The sequence below is a fragment of the Winogradskyella sp. 266wxhm genome, assembly GCF_058964685.1.
Window position 1 is genome coordinate 831,063 of sequence record NZ_CM179559.1, and the last position, 17,697, is coordinate 848,759.

The window sequence follows — 17,697 nt, forward strand, 5'->3', positions numbered from 1 at the left end:
CCAATTACTTCGTATGAAGAATAAATTATTCTAATTTATGTAGATCACCTTATCGGTGCATTATTTTATTCTGATAAAGTGTATTTAATTATATTTACGTTTTTAAATCCCGATTTGGATTACAAATATCAAAAAAACTTTGATTTAATAAATTTTGAGCATCACACCTACCGAACAAAAAATCATCGATTTCCTTCAAAAAGGAGATAAGCGTGCTTTGAATTTACTTTACGAGCACTATTCCAACAGTTTATATGGAGTAATTTTAAAAGTAACTATCAATGAGGAAATTGCTGAAGATGCTTTACAAGAAACTTTTGTAAAGGTTTGGAAAAATGCTTCTAAGTACGACCCTAAAAAAGCAAAACTCTTTACATGGCTATACCGTATAGCTAGGAATACTGCTATCGATAAACTGAGAAGTTTTAATAATAGATACAAAAAAGAAGTCCAAATCGATACTTCAAACGTATATATATTACCAACATCGAAAATAAACCAAGATGTCTTGGATATTAAAGAGCATGTTGGACGATTAGATGAAAAGTACCAAATTGTGTTAGATGCCCTATTTTTTCAGGGAATGACACAACAAGAAGCGAGTGACGAGTTAGACATTCCTTTGGGTACTATAAAATCTAGATTAAAAATAGGATTAAGGGAACTGAAAAAGGTTTACAATCCATAAATTATTTGATCATGGAAACAAAATTACATAACTTCTTAAATTCTGATTTGCTTAGCAAATATATACTAGGTGAAACTTCTCATGAAGAATCTAAAGAAGTTGAACATTTTATTTCTAATTATCCAGAGGCTGAGAAAGCTTATGATGAACTTCAAGATAATTTAGAAATATTAGCAAAAATTGACGCTGTTGATGCACCTAATGTTTTAGGTGATGTGTTAGAAGCTTTAAATGATGAGCCAAAGGTGATACAACTTCAACCAAAAAGAAGTACGCCTTGGTATAGCATTGCTGCTAGTGCAGCTGCTGTATTGTTTGCTGTAACATCTTTTATGTTATATCAAAAGAACCAAAATTTAAATGCTGAAAACAATGTTGTTGTAGATGAAATCTATGACTTAAGGAGTGACATTGAAAAAAACAATTCTAAGTTAGATGAACTTTCTAAAGAATTGATGAAGCTTAACAACCCAGACGCTAAAAAATATGTTTTTAATGGTAATGATCGTGCTAAAGATTTAAAAACTGTAGCATACATTAACCCAGTAGATAAAACATCTATGATTGATGTTATTACACTACCTCAATTACCAAAAGAACAACATTATCAAATTTGGGCCGAGCTTCAAGATAAAATGGTTAATCTTGGTATTTTAGATGAGTCTGACCGTAAGTTGAAACAAATTCCTTATATGGAAGATGCACTCGCACTTAGTATAAAGATTGGAACTGATGGTGATGACACTAACGAAAACAACACTGAAGTTGCTGAAATCTCATTAAAAGAAGAGAAATAAGATTTTTTTTTTTTTGAATAAAGCACATGACTCTTTATGAATCATGTGCTTTTTTATTATATATAGTTAAAAAGTATTGTTAACTAATTGTCCTTAATTTATGCAATAAATGTAAAAGCATTATCTTTGCACCAAATAAAAGTTATGAAGTTATTACTACTTACATTAGGATTATTAGCTCTTGGATTTGCAGGAATAGCTATTAAAATCTGGGCAAAAAAAGATGGGAAGTTTGCAGGAACTTGTGCTAGCCAAAACCCAATGCTAAATAAAGAGGGTGAAGCTTGTGGTTTTTGCGGAAAAACTCCAGATCAATTTGAAAACTGTAACGAAACTCAACATTCTTAAAGCTTAATGTTGTCACTTCCCTCGGTGCTCTTCATTACGTTTATTGTAATTGTTGGTATCCAAATTGGTTATTATTTAAGTTTTCTTGTTACTTTCTCTGTAAAGCGAGCTGAAAATAAGCAAAAGACAAATATTCCACTTTCAGTTATAATTTGTGCAAAAAATGAAGCCGAAAATCTTAAGAAAAACCTTCCTTTAATTTTAAATCAAGATTATCCGAATTTTGAAGTTGTTTTAGTAAACGACAGCTCTTCTGATGATACATTAGAAATTATAGAGGACTTTGCATCCAAACACACTAACATAAAGTTAGTAGATGTAAAAACCAATGAAAGGTTTTGGGGTAATAAAAAGTATGCACTAACGCTTGGTATAAAAGCATCTAAACATGAGCATCTAGTTTTTACAGATGCTGATTGCAAACCAATATCAACCAAATGGCTGTCTTACATTGCAGGAAGTTTTTCTAAGGAAAAATCAATTGTTATTGGTCATGGAGGCTACTGTAAAAAACCATATTCGCTATTAAACAAGCTCATACGCTTTGAAACCACTATGACAGCTTTACAATATTTCTCCTATGCCAACCTAGGTTCACCTTATATGGGAGTTGGTAGAAATATGGCTTATAAAAAGGATTTGTTTTTTGGTAATTCCGGTTTTAGCAATCACGTATTTATTAATTCTGGTGATGACGATTTGTTTATCAACGAAACTGCAAACAAATCGAATACATCAATTTGTTTCAATACCGATAGTTTTACGGTTTCTGAACCAAAACACAAGTTTAAAGATTGGATTTTACAAAAACGAAGACATATCAGTACTTCTAAATTCTATAAGTTTAAGCATCAGTTTTTGTTAGGATTATTCTATATGTCACAATTTCTATTTTGGGCATTAGGAATCTTACTTCTTTCCCTAAATTTTAATTGGCAATGGGTTTTAGCTTTAATTGTATTGAGATTTGTCATATACTTCTTCTCTTTCGGGTTCACTGCTAAAAAATTAGGAGAAATAGACTTATTAGTTTTATCACCTTTTTTAGAATTATGCCTTATTACATCTCAATTATTTATCTTTATTGCTAATCTTATATCTAAACCCAAACATTGGAAATAAAAGACGCTATTAGCAAAGCCAAAAACAACAATCAAATTGCATTCAATTTTCTATTAGATACTTATTGGAATGATGTTTATGCATTTCAACTAAAAAGAACTGAAAACGAAAATGATGCTGAAGACATTACCATACAAACATTTTCTAAAGCTTTTGATAAAATACATACCTATAATGAGGATTATAAGTTTAAGACTTGGTTAATTACCATTTCCAAAAACATACATATAGATTTAGTTAGAAAGCAACAACGTAGTTTTAGAAATACATCAAAAGACAACGAAGACAGCTATCTCGATATTATAGACGACTCTCCTTCTCCTGAAGATAAAATTATTACAGAGCAAAACTTAGCTAAACTCTTACGTGATATTAAAAAGTTGAAACCGCATTATCAGGAAGTTATTAATTTAAGGTATTTCCAAGAGCTTAGTTATAAAGAGATTTCAGAAGAACTTAAAGAACCTATAAACAATGTAAAGGTGAAGTTACTTCGTGCTAAAAAACTATTAGCAGAGATTATTCAAAAGAAATAATGCGATTTAGTCTAAAAACATTAGGACCAGGTTTATTATTTGCCGGTGCAGCAATTGGTGTTTCTCATTTAGTTCAATCTACAAGAGCTGGTGCAGAATTTGGTTTTGGTTTTATTTGGGCTTTATTACTCATTAATGTAGTAAAATATCCTTTTTTTCAATTTGGTCCAAGATATGCATTAGCTACAGGCGAAAGTTTATTGGACGGCTACAAGCGACTTGGCAAACCTGTTTTGATAATTTATTTCATATTGACTTTTTTAACCATGTTTACTATACAGACTGCGGTTACTATTGTAACTGCTGGTTTGGCCAGTAGTTTATTTGGAAACTTTATTTCGGTTGAAATCTGGACAATCATTATTCTTGCTGTTTGCCTAGGAATTGTACTTAGAGGCAGATATAAGTTTTTAGACCAGCTGATGAAAATTATAGTCATTATGCTTACCGTAAGTACTATTATAGCTGTTTTTTTAGCTTTAAAAACTGATAACCAAACTATTGTTTTCACCCAAATCATTCCTGAAAATGCTAGTAGCATAGGTTTCTTAATTGCTTTTATGGGATGGATGCCAGCACCTTTAGATGTTTCTATTTGGCAATCGCTTTGGGCCATAGAAAAGCATAAAGATAATAACGATTATGATGTAAAATCCTCTCTATTTGATTTTAATGTAGGATTTATAGCTGCCATATTTGTTGGGCTTGGTTTTATTGCGCTCGGCACTTTAGTAATGTTCAATTCTGGTGAAACTCTCAGCGATAAAGCTTCTGTTTTTGCCAATCAGCTCATTAGCATGTATACAGAACAACTGGGAAATTGGTCTTATATTATAATTGGTATTGCGGCATTTACAACAATGTTTAGCACTACGCTTACTACTTTAGACGCTTCTCCTAGAGCAATGCATAAAACCACAGAGCTATTATTCAAAAAGAAACAAAACAACGGTTTTCTTTTATGGGTTTTAGTTTTAGTTGTTGGTACTATTTCAATATTTTTATTTTTAAAATCTGAAATGGGTTTCCTAATAGAATTGGCCACGATACTTTCTTTTGTTACAGCGCCATTTTATGCTATTGCTAATTACAAATTAATTACCAGTAAGCACACACCAAAAGAATGGAGACCAACACTAAAACTTCATGTTTTATCATGGATTGGCATTCTGTTTTTAATTGGTTTTAGTATTTGGTATCTATTAACACTCTAGCCTATTTTTATTATTAAGTTCGTATCTTTGTAAATTGAAATTACAATTTGCATGGAAACAAAAGTTGCTTCAAATATATTACCAGAACGTAAACCAAAATGGCTTAGAGTTAAGCTTCCTACCGGAAAAAAATATACTGAGCTTAGAAGTTTGGTAGATAAATATAAACTAAACACTATTTGTACTTCGGGAAGTTGTCCTAATATGGGTGAATGTTGGGGAGAAGGTACTGCAACTTTCATGATTTTAGGTAATGTTTGTACACGTTCTTGTGGATTCTGCGGTGTAAAAACCGGAAGACCAGAAACAGTAGATTGGGATGAGCCAGAAAAAGTGGCACGTTCCATAAAAATAATGCAAATAAAACACGCTGTTTTAACAAGTGTAGATAGAGATGATCTTAAAGATATGGGAAGCATTATGTGGGCAGAAACCGTGAAAGCTGTACGACGCATGAACCCTGAAACCACTCTAGAAACTTTAATTCCAGATTTTCAAGGTATAGAAAAGCATATCGACAGAATAATTGATGTTGCGCCAGAAGTTGTATCCCACAATATTGAAACGGTTAGACGTCTTACGCGTGAAGTAAGAATTCAGGCAAAATACGACCGTAGTATGGGAGTATTAAAATACCTAAAAGAACAAGGTCAACGAAGAACAAAGTCTGGTATAATGCTAGGCTTAGGTGAGACTAGAGAAGAAGTTATTGAGACGCTACATGATCTTAAAGATAATAATGTAGATGTCGTAACTATTGGCCAATATCTTCAACCTAGTAAAAAGCACTTACCTGTTCAGCGTTTTATAAATCCTGATGAATTCAAGGAATACGAAGAAATTGGATTGGATTTAGGCTTTAGACATGTTGAAAGTAGTGCATTGGTTAGATCCTCTTACAAGGCTCAAAAACACATTAACTAATGATTAAGGTTGCCATCAATGGCTTTGGTAGAATTGGCAGAAGAGTTTTTAGATTATCACTTCAAAATCCAAAAATTCAAATTGTTGCTATAAATGATCTCGCTGACAGTAGAACGCTTAGTCATTTATTAAAGTATGATAGTATTCATGGTGTTTTAAATGAATCCGTTTCATTTGATGGAAATCATATCATCCTCAATGATATTAAAATTCCACTCTACAGGGAAACGAGTCCAAAATCTATAGATTGGTCATCTGTAAGTCCAGATGTGGTAATAGAGTCAACAGGAAAATTCAAAACCAAAACAGAACTCCAACAACATATAAACAACGGTGCCAATTCTGTTATTCTCTCTGTTCCTCCTTTAGAAGATGATATTAAAACTATTGTTTTAGGTATTAATGATAATCTTTTAGATGATTCTGACACTATATTATCAAATGCTTCTTGTACTACAAACAATGCTGCACCAATGATTTCTTTAATTAAGGAGCATTTAGGCATCAAGCAGGCTTATATTACTACGGTTCATTCCTACACAACAGATCAAAGTTTACACGATCAACCTCACAGAGACTTAAGGCGTGCTAGAGCAGCTGGACAATCTATTGTACCTACAACAACAGGTGCTGCAAAAGCATTGACTAAAATTTTCCCAGATTTATCTGATGTTATAGGTGGTTGCGGTATTAGAGTCCCTGTTGCCAATGGTTCATTAACTGATATTACCATTAATGTTAAGAGAGATACCTCAATAGAAGAAGTTAATTCTATTTTTAAAAATGCAGCAGAATCAAACTTAAAGGGGATATTAGAATACACTGAAGACCCTATAGTTTCAGTTGATATAATCGGAAATTCTCATTCCTGCATATTTGATTCTCAAATGACGTCTGTTATCGGAAACATGGTTAAAATAGTAGGCTGGTACGATAATGAAACTGGCTATAGCTCAAGAATTTTAGATTTAATTTGCAATTTATCGAATAAAAAAGCACTTTTGTCGAATAAATAATTATATTTGTTCAAATAAAGAAAGCTGAAATGTCCCAGATCAAATATCACATATTTGTTTTTTTAGCATGTTTTTGTAGTCTGGCTTTTGCACAAGAAGAAAGTGTAGAGGACGCAGACATGCTGTCATTAAGACTTCAAAACCGCATCGAACAAGCTAAGTTAGAGAGCGATAGAGGTGATTACTATAATGCTTTAGATAACCTTAATAAAGCTTTTGAAATTGCCGAAAAAATTGAAGATAAAGCCAGTCAAGGTAAAATTCACACTAAAATTGCCAAAGTCCAATTTTTGGTAAATGAGCAAGATCAAGCTAATATCTCCTTAAATAAAGCTAGTCAAATTCAACGTGAAATTAGCGACTATTCTGGTTTGGCTGTAACCTACAATATTAAAGGTGTAATTCACAGCACAAAAGGCGAATATCAAGATGCTTTAGAATACTTTACCGCATCAAAAAACTTATTTGAGCAAGAAGATTTAGAAGAATACATCTCTGAAGTAACCCTAAACGAAGCAAAAGTATTTATTGCTGAAAAACGTTATGAAGAGGCAAAAGATCAATTAGAGAAGACAATCATTTTAGCTAAAAAATACAATCAGGATAGACTCTTAAGTAGTGCTCTTATTCAGAATGGTAAAGTTTCAAGTGCTCTTGGAAATGATGATTTAGCACTTTCGCAAGCTGAAGAAGGTCTTATCATTGCTCAAGAAAATAACATTATTGAAAATGTTAACCAAGCATATCTTATAATTAGTGATATTCATAAAAACAAAGGAGATTTTAAAAATTCTTATGATTTTATAAAACGTCACATTGAGCTATCAGATTCCATTCTTAATGTAAAACGCGAAAGTCTAGCTCAAGGAGCAACTGGTGAATCTATAAATAAATATAAAGATGATGAAAATGCTCAGCTTTTAGCTCAGATTGAAGAGGTTAACGCAGAGAGTACTTTTACGAGGATAACAACCATTTTAAGTATTGCTTTAATCACAATTCTCTCGCTTCTAACATTATCATTATATAAGAATAATAATATTAGATTGAAAACCAACAATATGCTTCATAAGAAAAATGATGAACTTATTGTTGCAAAAGAAAAAGCGGAATTAGCTTCAAAAACCAAAGCAAATTTCCTTTCCACTGTTACACACGAGCTCCGTACTCCGCTTTATGCAGTAACAGGATTAACAAATATGCTTTTAGATGAAGAACCAAAAGAGCATCAGATTCCACATTTAAAATCATTAAAATTCTCAGGAGATTATTTATTGACATTTATCAATGATATTCTTCAGATCAATAAAATCGAAGCTAACAAAGTTGAGTTAGACCCAGAACAATTCAATCTTAAAAATAAAATAGAAAACGTAATGTCTGCGCTTAGCAATTCTGCTAATGACAATGACACTTCATTACACTTTGATTATGAAAAAGGGTTGCCAGAAACCTATATAGGCGACCAGCTAAAGATTTCCCAAATCTTAATTAACCTACTAGGAAATGCCATTAAGTTTACCAAAGATGGAGACATCTGGGTAAGAGCGTACAAAATTGCCCAAAAGGACAAAATGTACACGCTTCGATTTGAAATCGAAGACAATGGTATTGGTATTACAAAAGAAAAACAAGACCAAATGTTTGAGAGTTTCTCTCAAGGTTCAGTACAAATCAACAGAAAATATGGTGGTACAGGTCTAGGACTTTCTATTGTAAAAGGGCTTATTCAGATTCTAAAAGGTAAAATTTACTTGAAGAGTGAACTTGGAAAAGGCACAACATTCTTCTTTGAAATTCCTTTAGAATACACCGAAAATATTGATGAGCCAATAGTAGAGGAAACGAAAAAAACGAATAAAATGGAAGATTTGGATCTAAGCGATGTTAAAATCTTGATTGTTGAAGACAACAAGATTAACCAGATGATCACCAAAAAGATTCTTACCAAAATGGGTCTTTACTGTGATATTGTAGACAATGGTGAAGCAGCTGTAGAACAGGTAAAAGCTGTTGAATACAATGTTGTTTTAATGGATATTCATATGCCTGGAATTAGCGGATTGGAAGCCACAAAAATCATTAGAACTTTTGACAAAGAACTAACTATTTTTGCGCTTACTGCCGTAACTCTTGAAGATAAAATGCATGAATTCGGTGAAGCTGGTTTTGATGATATTATCTCTAAACCTTTTAAGCAAGAAGATTTTGAAAAGAAACTGTTCGCTGCTTTATCTGGTGAAAAAATTGTCTCTAGCTTTTTTAGCTAACAAATGATTTTATAGTCTCATCAAATTCTTTATTATTGAATATTTGCATTTGTATTGGCAAATAGTATAGCTTATCCTTAAAGCTTTCATAGTCCGACAACCTTACGTAATCCTTTTCGGTTGTTAAAATAGTCCCCTTCCTTTCTAATAATTCTATATCATTTGGCCTAAAGCTATAATGATCCGGAAATTCTAAATGCTCGAATTTCACCCCTTGCTTCTTTAAAAACTCTACTAACGGAGTAGCATTAGCAATACCTGTTACCAAAGTAAATTCTTGTAATTGATTTAATGGTAATTCCTTCTGCCAAGAAATTACATTTTTAGCATAGTCTATATAACTAAAAAATGCTTTTTGATGGGATTTGAGTTTTAACCTTCTAGTAATTTCATTCCTTTCTGCCTCCGATATAGAAGGATTACATTTTGTTACAACAACAACATCTGCACGTTTAGAACCAGATCTTGGTTCTCTTAGATTTCCTGTTGGTAAAACCATATCATTATAATACGGATTAGCATAAGATGTCAATAGAATATTAAACCCTGCTTTTACCTTTCTGTGTTGGTACGCATCGTCCAATAAAATTACTTCTGGCTTACTCTCCAAACTTCTCAATTCTGCAATACCATTTTGTCGGTTGCCGTCTACAGCAACTTTTATATCTTCGAACTTTCTAAAAAACTGAAACGGTTCATCACCTATAGTATCTGCAGTTGCATTTTCATCTGCTAAAACAAATCCCTCAGTAATTCTTTTGTAGCCTCTACTCAATGTAGCCACTCTTTTTTCTTCCTTCAATAACCTGATTAAATATTCAATCATTGGTGTTTTTCCTGTTCCACCAACACTAAGATTACCTACACATATTATAGGAAAATCATAAGACTTTGAAGATTTAACACCATTGTCGTACAGTTTATTTCTGAACCATGTCACCAAATAATAAATGGGTACAACAGGAAACAATATTTTTCGAATCAACTTCACGAGCACTAAATTATATTATTTTTGAAACAAATATACACTTATGATTGTTCAAGATGTTATAAATCAACTTCACGATTTAGCTCCCCTAGCCTATGCTGAAGATTTTGATAATGTTGGTCTTTTGGTTGGTGATAAAAATCAAGAAGTTACAGGAATCCTTGTTACTCTAGACACTCTCGAAAGTATCATCGACGAAGCTATAGATAATGACTGTAACCTCATTGTGAGTTTTCATCCCATTATTTTTAAAGGTTTAAAAAAACTAACCGGTAAAACCTATGTTGAACGTGTGGTAATTAAAGCTATACAGCACAACATTGCCATTTTCTCAATTCATACAGCTTTAGATAATGCTATTCAAGGAGTTAACGATATTATATGTAACCAACTTGGTTTAAACAATAAAAAAATATTAATCCCGCAATCTGACACTATAAAAAAACTTCAAACATATGTTCCTAAAGCACATGCTGAATCACTTAGAAAAGCACTTTTTGAAGTTGGAGCGGGAAGTATTGGCAATTATGAATCTTGCAGTTTTAATATTGATGGTGAAGGCACCTATTTAGGAAATGAAAATTCTAATCCAGTTATTGGAGAAAAAGGTAAATTACATACTGAAAATGAAACTGCTATTTCCGTTACCTTTCATAAACATTTAGAATCAATAGTTCTAAAAACGTTATTCAACACGCATCCTTACGAAGAAGTTGCCTATGAAATAATAACTTTAGAAAACACCAACCAACATATCGGTATTGGTATGGTTGGTGAACTAAAAATCGAAATGGATGCAGAAAGTTGTTTAAAATTCATTAAAAACAAGATGAATACTGAGTGTATAAGACATTCTGAAATTCTTGATATACCCGTTAAAAAAATAGCCGTTTTAGGTGGCTCTGGTAGCTTTGCTATTAATGCAGCAAAAGCCTCAGGAGCAGATATATTAGTTACAGCAGATCTTAAATATCACGATTTTTTCACGGCAGAAAAGAGCATTATTTTAGCTGATATAGGACATTATGAAAGTGAGCAGTTCACAAAATCGTTTTTAGTAGACTATCTCTCGGAAAAAATTACTAATTTTGCACCTGCCTTGCCGGCAGGCAGGATCATTTTATCAAAAATTAGTACAAATCCGGTTAAGTATTTATAATTATGGCAAAAAAAGCTGAAGTTTCTGTTGAAGAACGTTTAAGAGCATTATACGATTTACAATTAATTGACTCTAGAGTAGACGAAATAAGAAATGTCAGAGGTGAGCTTCCTTTAGAAGTTAGAGATTTAGAAGACGAAGTAGAAGGATTAAACACCAGATTAGAAAAGCTAAATGATAGCCTTGCTATTATTGACGATGAGATTAAAGGCAAGAAAAACTTAATTGAAGAAGCTAAGGCCTTGATCAAAAAATACAGTGAGCAACAAAAAAATGTTAGAAATAACAGAGAATATAACTCATTGACTAAAGAAATTGAATTTCAAGAATTAGAAATTCAATTAGCTGAAAAGCACATCAAAGAATTCAAAGTACAGATTGAGCAGAAAAAAGAAGTGATTTCTGGTACTAAAGATCGTTTAAAAGATCGTCAAGCACACCTTAAACACAAAAAAGGTGAACTTAATGAGATTTTAAAAGAAACTGAAAAAGAAGAAGAAGCACTTTTAGGTAAGTCTGATGAATACCAAAAGAAAATTGATGAGCGTTTAGTAAAAGCTTACTTAAGAATTAGAAACAACGTTAAGAATGGTCTAGCTGTTGTTGCCATAGAACGTGGTGCTTCAGGTGGTTCTTTCTTTACAATTCCTCCTCAAGTACAGGTAGAAATTGCTTCTCGTAAAAAAGTAATTACTGATGAGCATAGTGGACGTATCTTAGTTGATGCTGAGCTAGCTGAAGAAGAAAAAGCAAAAATGGATAAGTTATTTGCTAAGCTAGGCAAGTAATCCTAAAATAAAATATTGATATAGCCTCTGCATTTGCAGAGGCTTTTTTATTTTAATAGAATTTTAAAACAATACGCATTAAGGTTTTGTAATTTTAAACGACTATTGAAAAAAGAAAAAATTATATGAAAAAGATTTTATCTATTCTAATACTGAGCGTCGTTTTTAGTTGCCATAATCAAGCTCAAGTAAATCCAAAACAAAAAGCAGTAATTGAAGCCGAACCTACAGAAGTTCCTTTAGAAAACGGCAAAGCAAAAGCCTATTTTGCAAGTGGATGCTTTTGGTGTGTTGAAGCTATTTACCAAAGTGTAAAGGGTGTTGAAGAAGTTTACAGTGGTTTTTCGGGCGGACATACAGATGACATTACATATGAAAAAAGTCACTCAGGCACAACAGGACATGCCGAAGCTGTTGAAGTGATTTATGATCCAAAAGTGGTGAGTTTTTCTACTTTAGTAGATGTCTATTTTGGATCACAAAATCCAACTCAAGTTAATGGACAAGGACCAGATAATGGACCTCAATACCGTTCAATAATTTTCTACCAGAATGATGAACAAAAGAAAATTATTGAGGAAAAGAAAGCTGCATTAGCTAAAAAGTTAGATGCTACAATAGCTGCTGAAGTGTATCCTTTTCAAAAGTTTTATAAGGCATCAGCCTACCATCAAGATTTTGAAAAACGAAATCCAAATCAAAGCTATGTAAGGGCTGTTTCTATTCCGAGATTAAATCGTTTTAAGGCTAAGTTTCCTGAATTGTTAAAAGACGAAGAAAAGCACTAAATTAAATGCTTGTTAGAAGACTAAAAAAACTGTCATTCTGAATTTATTTCAGAATCTGTAACGAGTTCAGATTGACAGAACACTTTTTTGCTAAACACCTTATTTTTTTGTCGCCTTTAGCTCAAAAATCATAGGAAACAATTGGTTTTTCATCTTATATAATCCTGTTTCAGTTTTTGTTAAATCAGGAAACACATCATAAGGACTCTCGTCATATTCATTAAGATAGTCTATTTGCAAACCAGCTTCAATAAGTGCGTTTACCACTTCACTCAATCCATGGTTCCAGCCGTATTCCTTACTCACCATTTTTGAAGATTGATTAGCATACGTACCTTCGTACTCTTCATAAATTACTTCATCTTGACTGTAATGATATTTCATTTCTGGTTGACCATCAACATAATCAAACATCCAAAGAATAGGATGAAATTCAACAATATAAAACATACCTCCAGTTTTTAAACGTTCCGAAATCATTTTAGCCCAAGGCTTCAAGTCGGGCAACCATCCAATAGTACCGTAACTTGTAAAAACAATATCAAACTTATCCTTTACGTATTCAGAAGTATCCAAAACATTACAACATACAAACTCAGCATTAAGCTGCAGTTCGTTATTAAGTTGCTTGGCAAGCTTAATGCCTTCATTACTTAAATCCACACCAACGCATTTGGCTCCCATCCTACTCCAACTCAATGTATCTTGCCCAAAATGACATTGCAGATGCAAAAGTGATTTCCCTTTAACATCACCTAAAGCCTTTAATTCATATGGCATTAAAGAAGATTTACCAGACTTAAAAGATGCTAAATCATACATTTCACTTTGCGCATGTATAGCTACTTTTTTGTTCCAAGTTTCTTTATTAACATCAAAATAATTAGCGTACTTATCCATGGTTGATTAATTTTGATGTAATTTAAAACATCTTTTTATATGAAACCGCTTTACCTCAGCTTAATATGTCTATTAGTACTTTCATCATGCAAATCTGAAAAAAAAGAAACAGCTATTGAGGAAGAAGTAATCGAATTAAGTGTTGCTGAAAAAATCGCTAATGCTCATGGTTACGAACATTGGAAGAATGTTGAAAAAGTAGCATTTACTTTTAAAGTAGATAGAGACACCATAAAAGGCAGTGGTCGTTCTTGGCAATGGTTTCCTAAAAAAGATAGTGTTGTAATGCATGCTGGAGAACAAAATGTAAAATATATAAGATCTAAAATCGATATTGTACCATCAAATGCTGATAAAAATTTCGTTAATGATAAATTTTGGTTTTTTGTCCCCTTTCAATTAGTTTGGGATACATCTGCAACCATATCAGAACCAAAATCAGCAATAGCTCCAATTAGCAAATCTGAGATGCAAATGATTACTATAACCTATCCAAAAGAAAGCGGCGGTTACACCCCTGGTGACGCTTACGATATTTATTTTGATAAAGATTATCTAATTAGAGAATGGACGTATAGACAAGGAAATTCACCAGAACCATCATTGTCTAATACATTTGAAAACTATAAAGATTTTAATGGTATTAAAATCGCTATTGACCATAAAAAGGAAGGTGGTAATTGGAATCTTAATTTCTCAGATATTGAAATTTCAATGAGGTAAAAATCTTAAAATTCAATTTTTAAAAATCCAAAGGAAAGTCTATCTGCGTATATATTACAAACTAAATATTCCGCCATAGGCGTCCATATATATTCAAATCGCTTCAATTAGAAAAAATTGAAGCGATTTATTTTTTATATGCATCCAAACGTCTTTAAGCACTCACTAATTATCCTTATTTTTATACTCAGATTACAAAAATCAACTAAAACTAAAACACATTGTCTGACTATAAAACAGGTCTTAATTATGCAAAAATACAAGACCAAAACGATTCTTTAGCGCAGTACCGCAGTCAATTTCATATTCCAAAAGACAAAGACGGAAATGATTGGTTATATTTTACAGGAAACTCGCTTGGACTACAACCAAAGAGCACACAAAAATACATTCAACAAGAATTAAACGATTGGGCAAACCTTGGTGTAGAAGGTCATTTTGAAGCCAAAAACCCATGGATGCCATATCACGAATTCTTGACTGAAAGTATGGCGAAAATTGTAGGTGCAAAACCTATAGAAGTTGTAGTGATGAACACGCTAACCACTAACCTACACTTGCTAATGGTTAGTTTTTATCAACCAACGAAAACCAAGTATAAAATTGTAATTGAAAGTGATGCGTTTCCGTCAGATCGATATGCTGTACAAACACAACTAGATTTTCATGGTTTTGATGCTAATGAAGATTTAATTGAATGGAAACCACGCGAAGGCGAAGAATTACTAAACATTGAAGATTTAGAAACAATCCTAGAAGAACAAGGCGATGAGATTGCTTTGCTTTTAATTGGTGGTGTTAATTATTACACAGGTCAATATTTAGATTTAAAACGTATTGCCGAATTAGGTCACGCCAAAAACTGTATGGTTGGTATCGATTTAGCTCATGGCGCAGGAAACATTCAACCAGAATTACATAATTCAGGAGTCGATTTTGCAGCTTGGTGTACTTACAAATATTTAAATTCTGGACCAGGTAGTTTAGCAGGTCTTTTCGTTCACGAAAAACATGCACACAATAAAGATTTAAAGCGATTTGCAGGTTGGTGGAGTCACAACAAAGACACACGTTTTAACATGCGTCAACCATTAGACGTTACACCTGGCGCCGAAGGTTGGCAACTTAGTAATCCGCCAATTTTATCTATGGCTGCCATAAAAGCATCTTTAGATATGTTTAATGAGGTTGGTATGGAAGCTTTACGCAAAAAATCAGAACAACTAACAGGTTATTTTGAGTTTTTAATTAATGAATTAAACAACGATAAAATAAAAATAATCACACCAACAGATCCAAAACAACGTGGTTGCCAATTATCGATTCAAGTTAAAGATGCCGATAAAAGTTTACATCACAAATTAACCAAAGCTAATATTATTACAGATTGGCGCGAACCTGATGTGATTCGTTGCGCACCAGTACCACTTTACAACAGTTTTGAAGATGTATTTAGAATGGTTGAAAAGTTGAAAGAAATTTTAAATTAAACGGTCACCTCGAGCGCAGTCGAGAGGTCAAAAAAAGGTCTCGACTGCTCTCGACCAGACAACTAACATAATGAAACAAAAAGAAAACATATTAATCATTGGCGCAGGTTTATGCGGTTCACTTTTAGCACTACGTTTAGCACAAAGAGGTTACAATGTCAATGTTTATGAAAGCAGACCAGATCTACGCACAACAGACATTTCCGCAGGAAAATCAATCAACCTTGCCTTATCAGATCGCGGATTTAAAGCTTTACGTTTAGCAGATGTTGAAGATAAAGCTCGTGAGATTTGTATCCCTATGAAAGGCCGATTAATACATGATATTGAAGGCAACACCTTTGCGTCCAACTATTCTGGTCGTGATAACGAATACATCAACTCAATTTCAAGAGGCGATTTAAACGGCATGTTATTAACTGAAGCCGATAAATACGACAATCTAACCATTCATTTTAATACAGAATGTGAAACAGTAGATTTAGATACAAACACCGTTCATTTTGTAAACCGAAACACAAAAAAAACATTTAACGTCACTGCAGATGTTATTTTTGGTACAGATGGCGCAGGTTCAGAATTAAGAAAAAGCTACTTTTTACAGCGTAAATTCTTGTTTAGTTTTTCTCAAAATTTCTTAACGCACGGTTACAAAGAATTAGAAATTCCTGCAGCAAAAGACGGAAGTCATCAAATCAACAAAGACTATTTACACATTTGGCCAAGAGGAGAATATATGCTTATCGCCTTAGCTAATTTAGATGGAAGTTTTACGGTAACCCTATTTTTAGGACATGAAGAAGGTACTTATAATTTCAAAGATTTAGATACTGAATACAAAATAAAAGCCTTTTTTCAAGAGCAATTTCCGGATGCTTTAGCGCTAATTCCAAATATTGCTGAAGAATTTGCAAACAACCCAACAGGTGCGTTAGGAACTATAAAATGTTCACCTTGGCATTATCAAGGCAAAACTTTAATTTTAGGTGATGCCGCGCATGCTGTTGTTCCGTTTTACGGTCAAGGAATGAATGCCTCTTTTGAAGATGTTGCTGTTTTAGATAGCATTATCGATAAAAATGAAGGCGATTGGGAAACCATTTTTAAAACCTACCAATCGGTTAGAAAAGCAGATGCAGATGCTATTGGCGAATTAGCAGAAGAAAACTATTACGAAATGCGAGATCATGTTGCTAATCCAATTTTCAAGAAAAAACGCCAGCTAGAAATGCAATTAGAAAAGCATTTCCCAGAGCAATATTTTTCAAAATACTCGATGGTCACATTCAATGAAAATATTGGCTATAACGAAGCTATGACCAAAGGTCGTGCGCAAGACAAAGCCATTTTAAACATGATTGCAGCCAACGAGATTGATTTAAATGATGACCTTTCAGTTTTATTAAAAATAGTACAAGAAAAAACTAACGACATCATTGATGATGACAACGTTGCAAAAACAATGCATCATTAAGATAAAAATATTATGAATACAAACGAAGGAACTAAAGTAACACCAAGAGGCGCATATCCACACGTAAAAGTGGTAGGCGATTTCATTTTCGTTTCAGGAACCAGTTCAAGACGAGCAGACAACACAATTGCTGGTGTAGAACTTATTGACGAAATGAACACCAAAAAATTAGATATCGAAGTACAGACTAGAGAAGTTTTAAAAAACATCGATAAAAATTTACAAACGGTTGGTGCAAGTCTAAAAGACGTTGTTGATGTGACCACTTTTTTAGTAAACATGAACGATTTTGCAGGTTATAACAAAGCCTACGCTGAGTTTTTTGAAAAAGCTACTGGACCAACAAGAACAACTGTTGCTGTACACCAATTACCACATCCAGATTTATTGGTTGAGATTAAGGTGATGGCTTATAAAAAAGAATAAAAACTGTCATGTCTAGCGCAGTCGAGACATCTCATTATGTGATTTC

At 33.0% G+C, this 17,697-nt stretch carries 18 protein-coding genes; 16 read left to right on the forward strand and 2 right to left on the reverse strand.

The features are described 5' to 3' along the window. The first annotated feature begins 154 nt into the window (after positions 1-154). The 9 genes from AC2H4K_RS03820 (at position 155) to AC2H4K_RS03860 (ending at position 8,915) form a co-directional block, all read left to right on the forward strand. A complete protein-coding gene (locus tag AC2H4K_RS03820; protein ID WP_281138465.1) occupies positions 155-688 on the forward strand; it encodes an RNA polymerase sigma factor in 534 nt (177 codons plus the stop codon). 11 nt (positions 689-699) lie between these two features. After that, positions 700-1,485 carry an anti-sigma factor gene (locus AC2H4K_RS03825; RefSeq protein WP_281138466.1) on the forward strand — a complete coding sequence of 262 codons (786 nt, stop codon included), beginning with the start codon at positions 700-702 and terminating at the stop codon, positions 1,483-1,485. A 144-nt stretch (positions 1,486-1,629) separates the two neighbouring features. Further along, the gene (locus AC2H4K_RS03830) at positions 1,630-1,833 is read left to right on the forward strand and encodes a membrane or secreted protein (protein ID WP_281138467.1); all 204 of its coding nucleotides are present in this window, start codon (positions 1,630-1,632) and stop codon (positions 1,831-1,833) included. A 6-nt stretch (positions 1,834-1,839) separates the two neighbouring features. Next, positions 1,840-2,955: a glycosyltransferase gene (locus AC2H4K_RS03835; protein ID WP_281138468.1), complete on the forward strand. Its 1,116-nt coding sequence runs from the start codon at positions 1,840-1,842 to the stop codon at positions 2,953-2,955. Next, positions 2,946-3,491, forward strand: a complete 546-nt coding sequence (locus AC2H4K_RS03840) for an RNA polymerase sigma factor (protein WP_281138469.1) — start codon at positions 2,946-2,948, stop codon at positions 3,489-3,491. The genes AC2H4K_RS03835 and AC2H4K_RS03840 overlap by 10 nt, the downstream gene beginning before the upstream one ends. Next, positions 3,488-4,705: an Nramp family divalent metal transporter gene (locus AC2H4K_RS03845; protein ID WP_493743060.1), complete on the forward strand. Its 1,218-nt coding sequence runs from the start codon at positions 3,488-3,490 to the stop codon at positions 4,703-4,705. Before AC2H4K_RS03840 ends, AC2H4K_RS03845 begins: the two co-directional genes overlap by 4 nt. A 51-nt stretch (positions 4,706-4,756) precedes the next feature. Beyond that, on the forward strand, positions 4,757-5,629 hold the full coding sequence (lipA, locus tag AC2H4K_RS03850; protein WP_281138471.1) for a lipoyl synthase: 873 nt from the start codon (positions 4,757-4,759) through the stop codon (positions 5,627-5,629). Further along, entirely contained in the window at positions 5,629-6,645 is a 1,017-nt protein-coding gene (gap, locus tag AC2H4K_RS03855; RefSeq protein ID WP_281138472.1) for a type I glyceraldehyde-3-phosphate dehydrogenase, read from the forward strand. The genes lipA and gap overlap by 1 nt, the downstream gene beginning before the upstream one ends. A 29-nt stretch (positions 6,646-6,674) precedes the next feature. Then, complete coding sequence (locus AC2H4K_RS03860; RefSeq protein ID WP_493742856.1) at positions 6,675-8,915, forward strand: ATP-binding protein; 2,241 nt, start codon at positions 6,675-6,677, stop codon at positions 8,913-8,915. Here the strand turns inward: AC2H4K_RS03860 and lpxK are convergent. Further along, positions 8,908-9,906, reverse strand: coding sequence for a tetraacyldisaccharide 4'-kinase (gene lpxK, locus AC2H4K_RS03865; protein WP_281138474.1), 999 nt, complete (start codon positions 9,904-9,906; stop codon positions 8,908-8,910). The two genes, AC2H4K_RS03860 and lpxK, sit on opposite strands and share 8 nt — an antisense overlap. A gap of 40 nt (positions 9,907-9,946) precedes the next feature. On the opposite strand from lpxK, the gene AC2H4K_RS03870 reads away from it, so the two are divergent. The 3 genes from AC2H4K_RS03870 (at position 9,947) to msrA (ending at position 12,638) form a co-directional block, all read left to right on the forward strand. Next, entirely contained in the window at positions 9,947-11,062 is a 1,116-nt protein-coding gene (locus tag AC2H4K_RS03870; protein ID WP_493742857.1) for a Nif3-like dinuclear metal center hexameric protein, read from the forward strand. Positions 11,063-11,064: 2 nt separating this feature from the next. Then, on the forward strand, positions 11,065-11,850 hold the full coding sequence (locus AC2H4K_RS03875) for a zinc ribbon domain-containing protein (RefSeq protein ID WP_281138476.1): 786 nt from the start codon (positions 11,065-11,067) through the stop codon (positions 11,848-11,850). Positions 11,851-11,975: 125 nt separating this feature from the next. Further along, a complete protein-coding gene (msrA, locus tag AC2H4K_RS03880) occupies positions 11,976-12,638 on the forward strand; it encodes a peptide-methionine (S)-S-oxide reductase MsrA (RefSeq protein WP_281138477.1) in 663 nt (220 codons plus the stop codon). Positions 12,639-12,737: 99 nt separating this feature from the next. On the opposite strand, the gene AC2H4K_RS03885 is transcribed toward msrA, so the two are convergent. Beyond that, positions 12,738-13,538, reverse strand: a complete 801-nt coding sequence (locus AC2H4K_RS03885) for a methyltransferase domain-containing protein (RefSeq protein WP_281138478.1) — start codon at positions 13,536-13,538, stop codon at positions 12,738-12,740. A gap of 39 nt (positions 13,539-13,577) precedes the next feature. Between AC2H4K_RS03885 and AC2H4K_RS03890 the strand changes: the two genes are divergently transcribed. The 4 genes from AC2H4K_RS03890 (at position 13,578) to AC2H4K_RS03905 (ending at position 17,651) form a co-directional block, all read left to right on the forward strand. After that, positions 13,578-14,261 (forward strand): hypothetical protein, encoded by a 684-nt coding sequence (locus AC2H4K_RS03890; protein WP_281138479.1) that lies wholly within the window; start codon positions 13,578-13,580, stop codon positions 14,259-14,261. 221 nt (positions 14,262-14,482) lie between these two features. Next, a complete protein-coding gene (kynU, locus tag AC2H4K_RS03895) occupies positions 14,483-15,751 on the forward strand; it encodes a kynureninase (RefSeq protein ID WP_281138480.1) in 1,269 nt (422 codons plus the stop codon). A 70-nt stretch (positions 15,752-15,821) separates the two neighbouring features. Continuing rightward, positions 15,822-17,225 (forward strand): FAD-dependent oxidoreductase, encoded by a 1,404-nt coding sequence (locus AC2H4K_RS03900; RefSeq protein WP_281138481.1) that lies wholly within the window; start codon positions 15,822-15,824, stop codon positions 17,223-17,225. 12 nt (positions 17,226-17,237) lie between these two features. Beyond that, on the forward strand, positions 17,238-17,651 hold the full coding sequence (locus tag AC2H4K_RS03905; protein ID WP_281138482.1) for a RidA family protein: 414 nt from the start codon (positions 17,238-17,240) through the stop codon (positions 17,649-17,651). The last annotated feature ends 46 nt before the right edge of the window (positions 17,652-17,697 follow it).

Bases quoted from the DNA above. Each gene is read 5' to 3' on its own strand.
- AC2H4K_RS03860 (WP_493742856.1), top strand. From the start codon at position 6,675: ATGTCCCAGATCAAATATCACATATTTGTTTTTTTAGCATGTTTTTGT.
- AC2H4K_RS03875 (WP_281138476.1), top strand. From the start codon at position 11,065: ATGGCAAAAAAAGCTGAAGTTTCTGTTGAAGAACGTTTAAGAGCATTA.
- AC2H4K_RS03870 (WP_493742857.1), top strand. From the start codon at position 9,947: ATGATTGTTCAAGATGTTATAAATCAACTTCACGATTTAGCTCCCCTA.
- AC2H4K_RS03825 (WP_281138466.1), top strand. From the start codon at position 700: ATGGAAACAAAATTACATAACTTCTTAAATTCTGATTTGCTTAGCAAA.
- AC2H4K_RS03905 (WP_281138482.1), top strand. From the start codon at position 17,238: ATGAATACAAACGAAGGAACTAAAGTAACACCAAGAGGCGCATATCCA.
- AC2H4K_RS03830 (WP_281138467.1), top strand. From the start codon at position 1,630: ATGAAGTTATTACTACTTACATTAGGATTATTAGCTCTTGGATTTGCA.
- lipA (WP_281138471.1), top strand. From the start codon at position 4,757: ATGGAAACAAAAGTTGCTTCAAATATATTACCAGAACGTAAACCAAAA.
- AC2H4K_RS03890 (WP_281138479.1), top strand. From the start codon at position 13,578: ATGAAACCGCTTTACCTCAGCTTAATATGTCTATTAGTACTTTCATCA.
- AC2H4K_RS03835 (WP_281138468.1), top strand. From the start codon at position 1,840: ATGTTGTCACTTCCCTCGGTGCTCTTCATTACGTTTATTGTAATTGTT.
- AC2H4K_RS03885 (WP_281138478.1), bottom strand. From the start codon at position 13,538: ATGGATAAGTACGCTAATTATTTTGATGTTAATAAAGAAACTTGGAAC.
- msrA (WP_281138477.1), top strand. From the start codon at position 11,976: ATGAAAAAGATTTTATCTATTCTAATACTGAGCGTCGTTTTTAGTTGC.
- AC2H4K_RS03900 (WP_281138481.1), top strand. From the start codon at position 15,822: ATGAAACAAAAAGAAAACATATTAATCATTGGCGCAGGTTTATGCGGT.
- gap (WP_281138472.1), top strand. From the start codon at position 5,629: ATGATTAAGGTTGCCATCAATGGCTTTGGTAGAATTGGCAGAAGAGTT.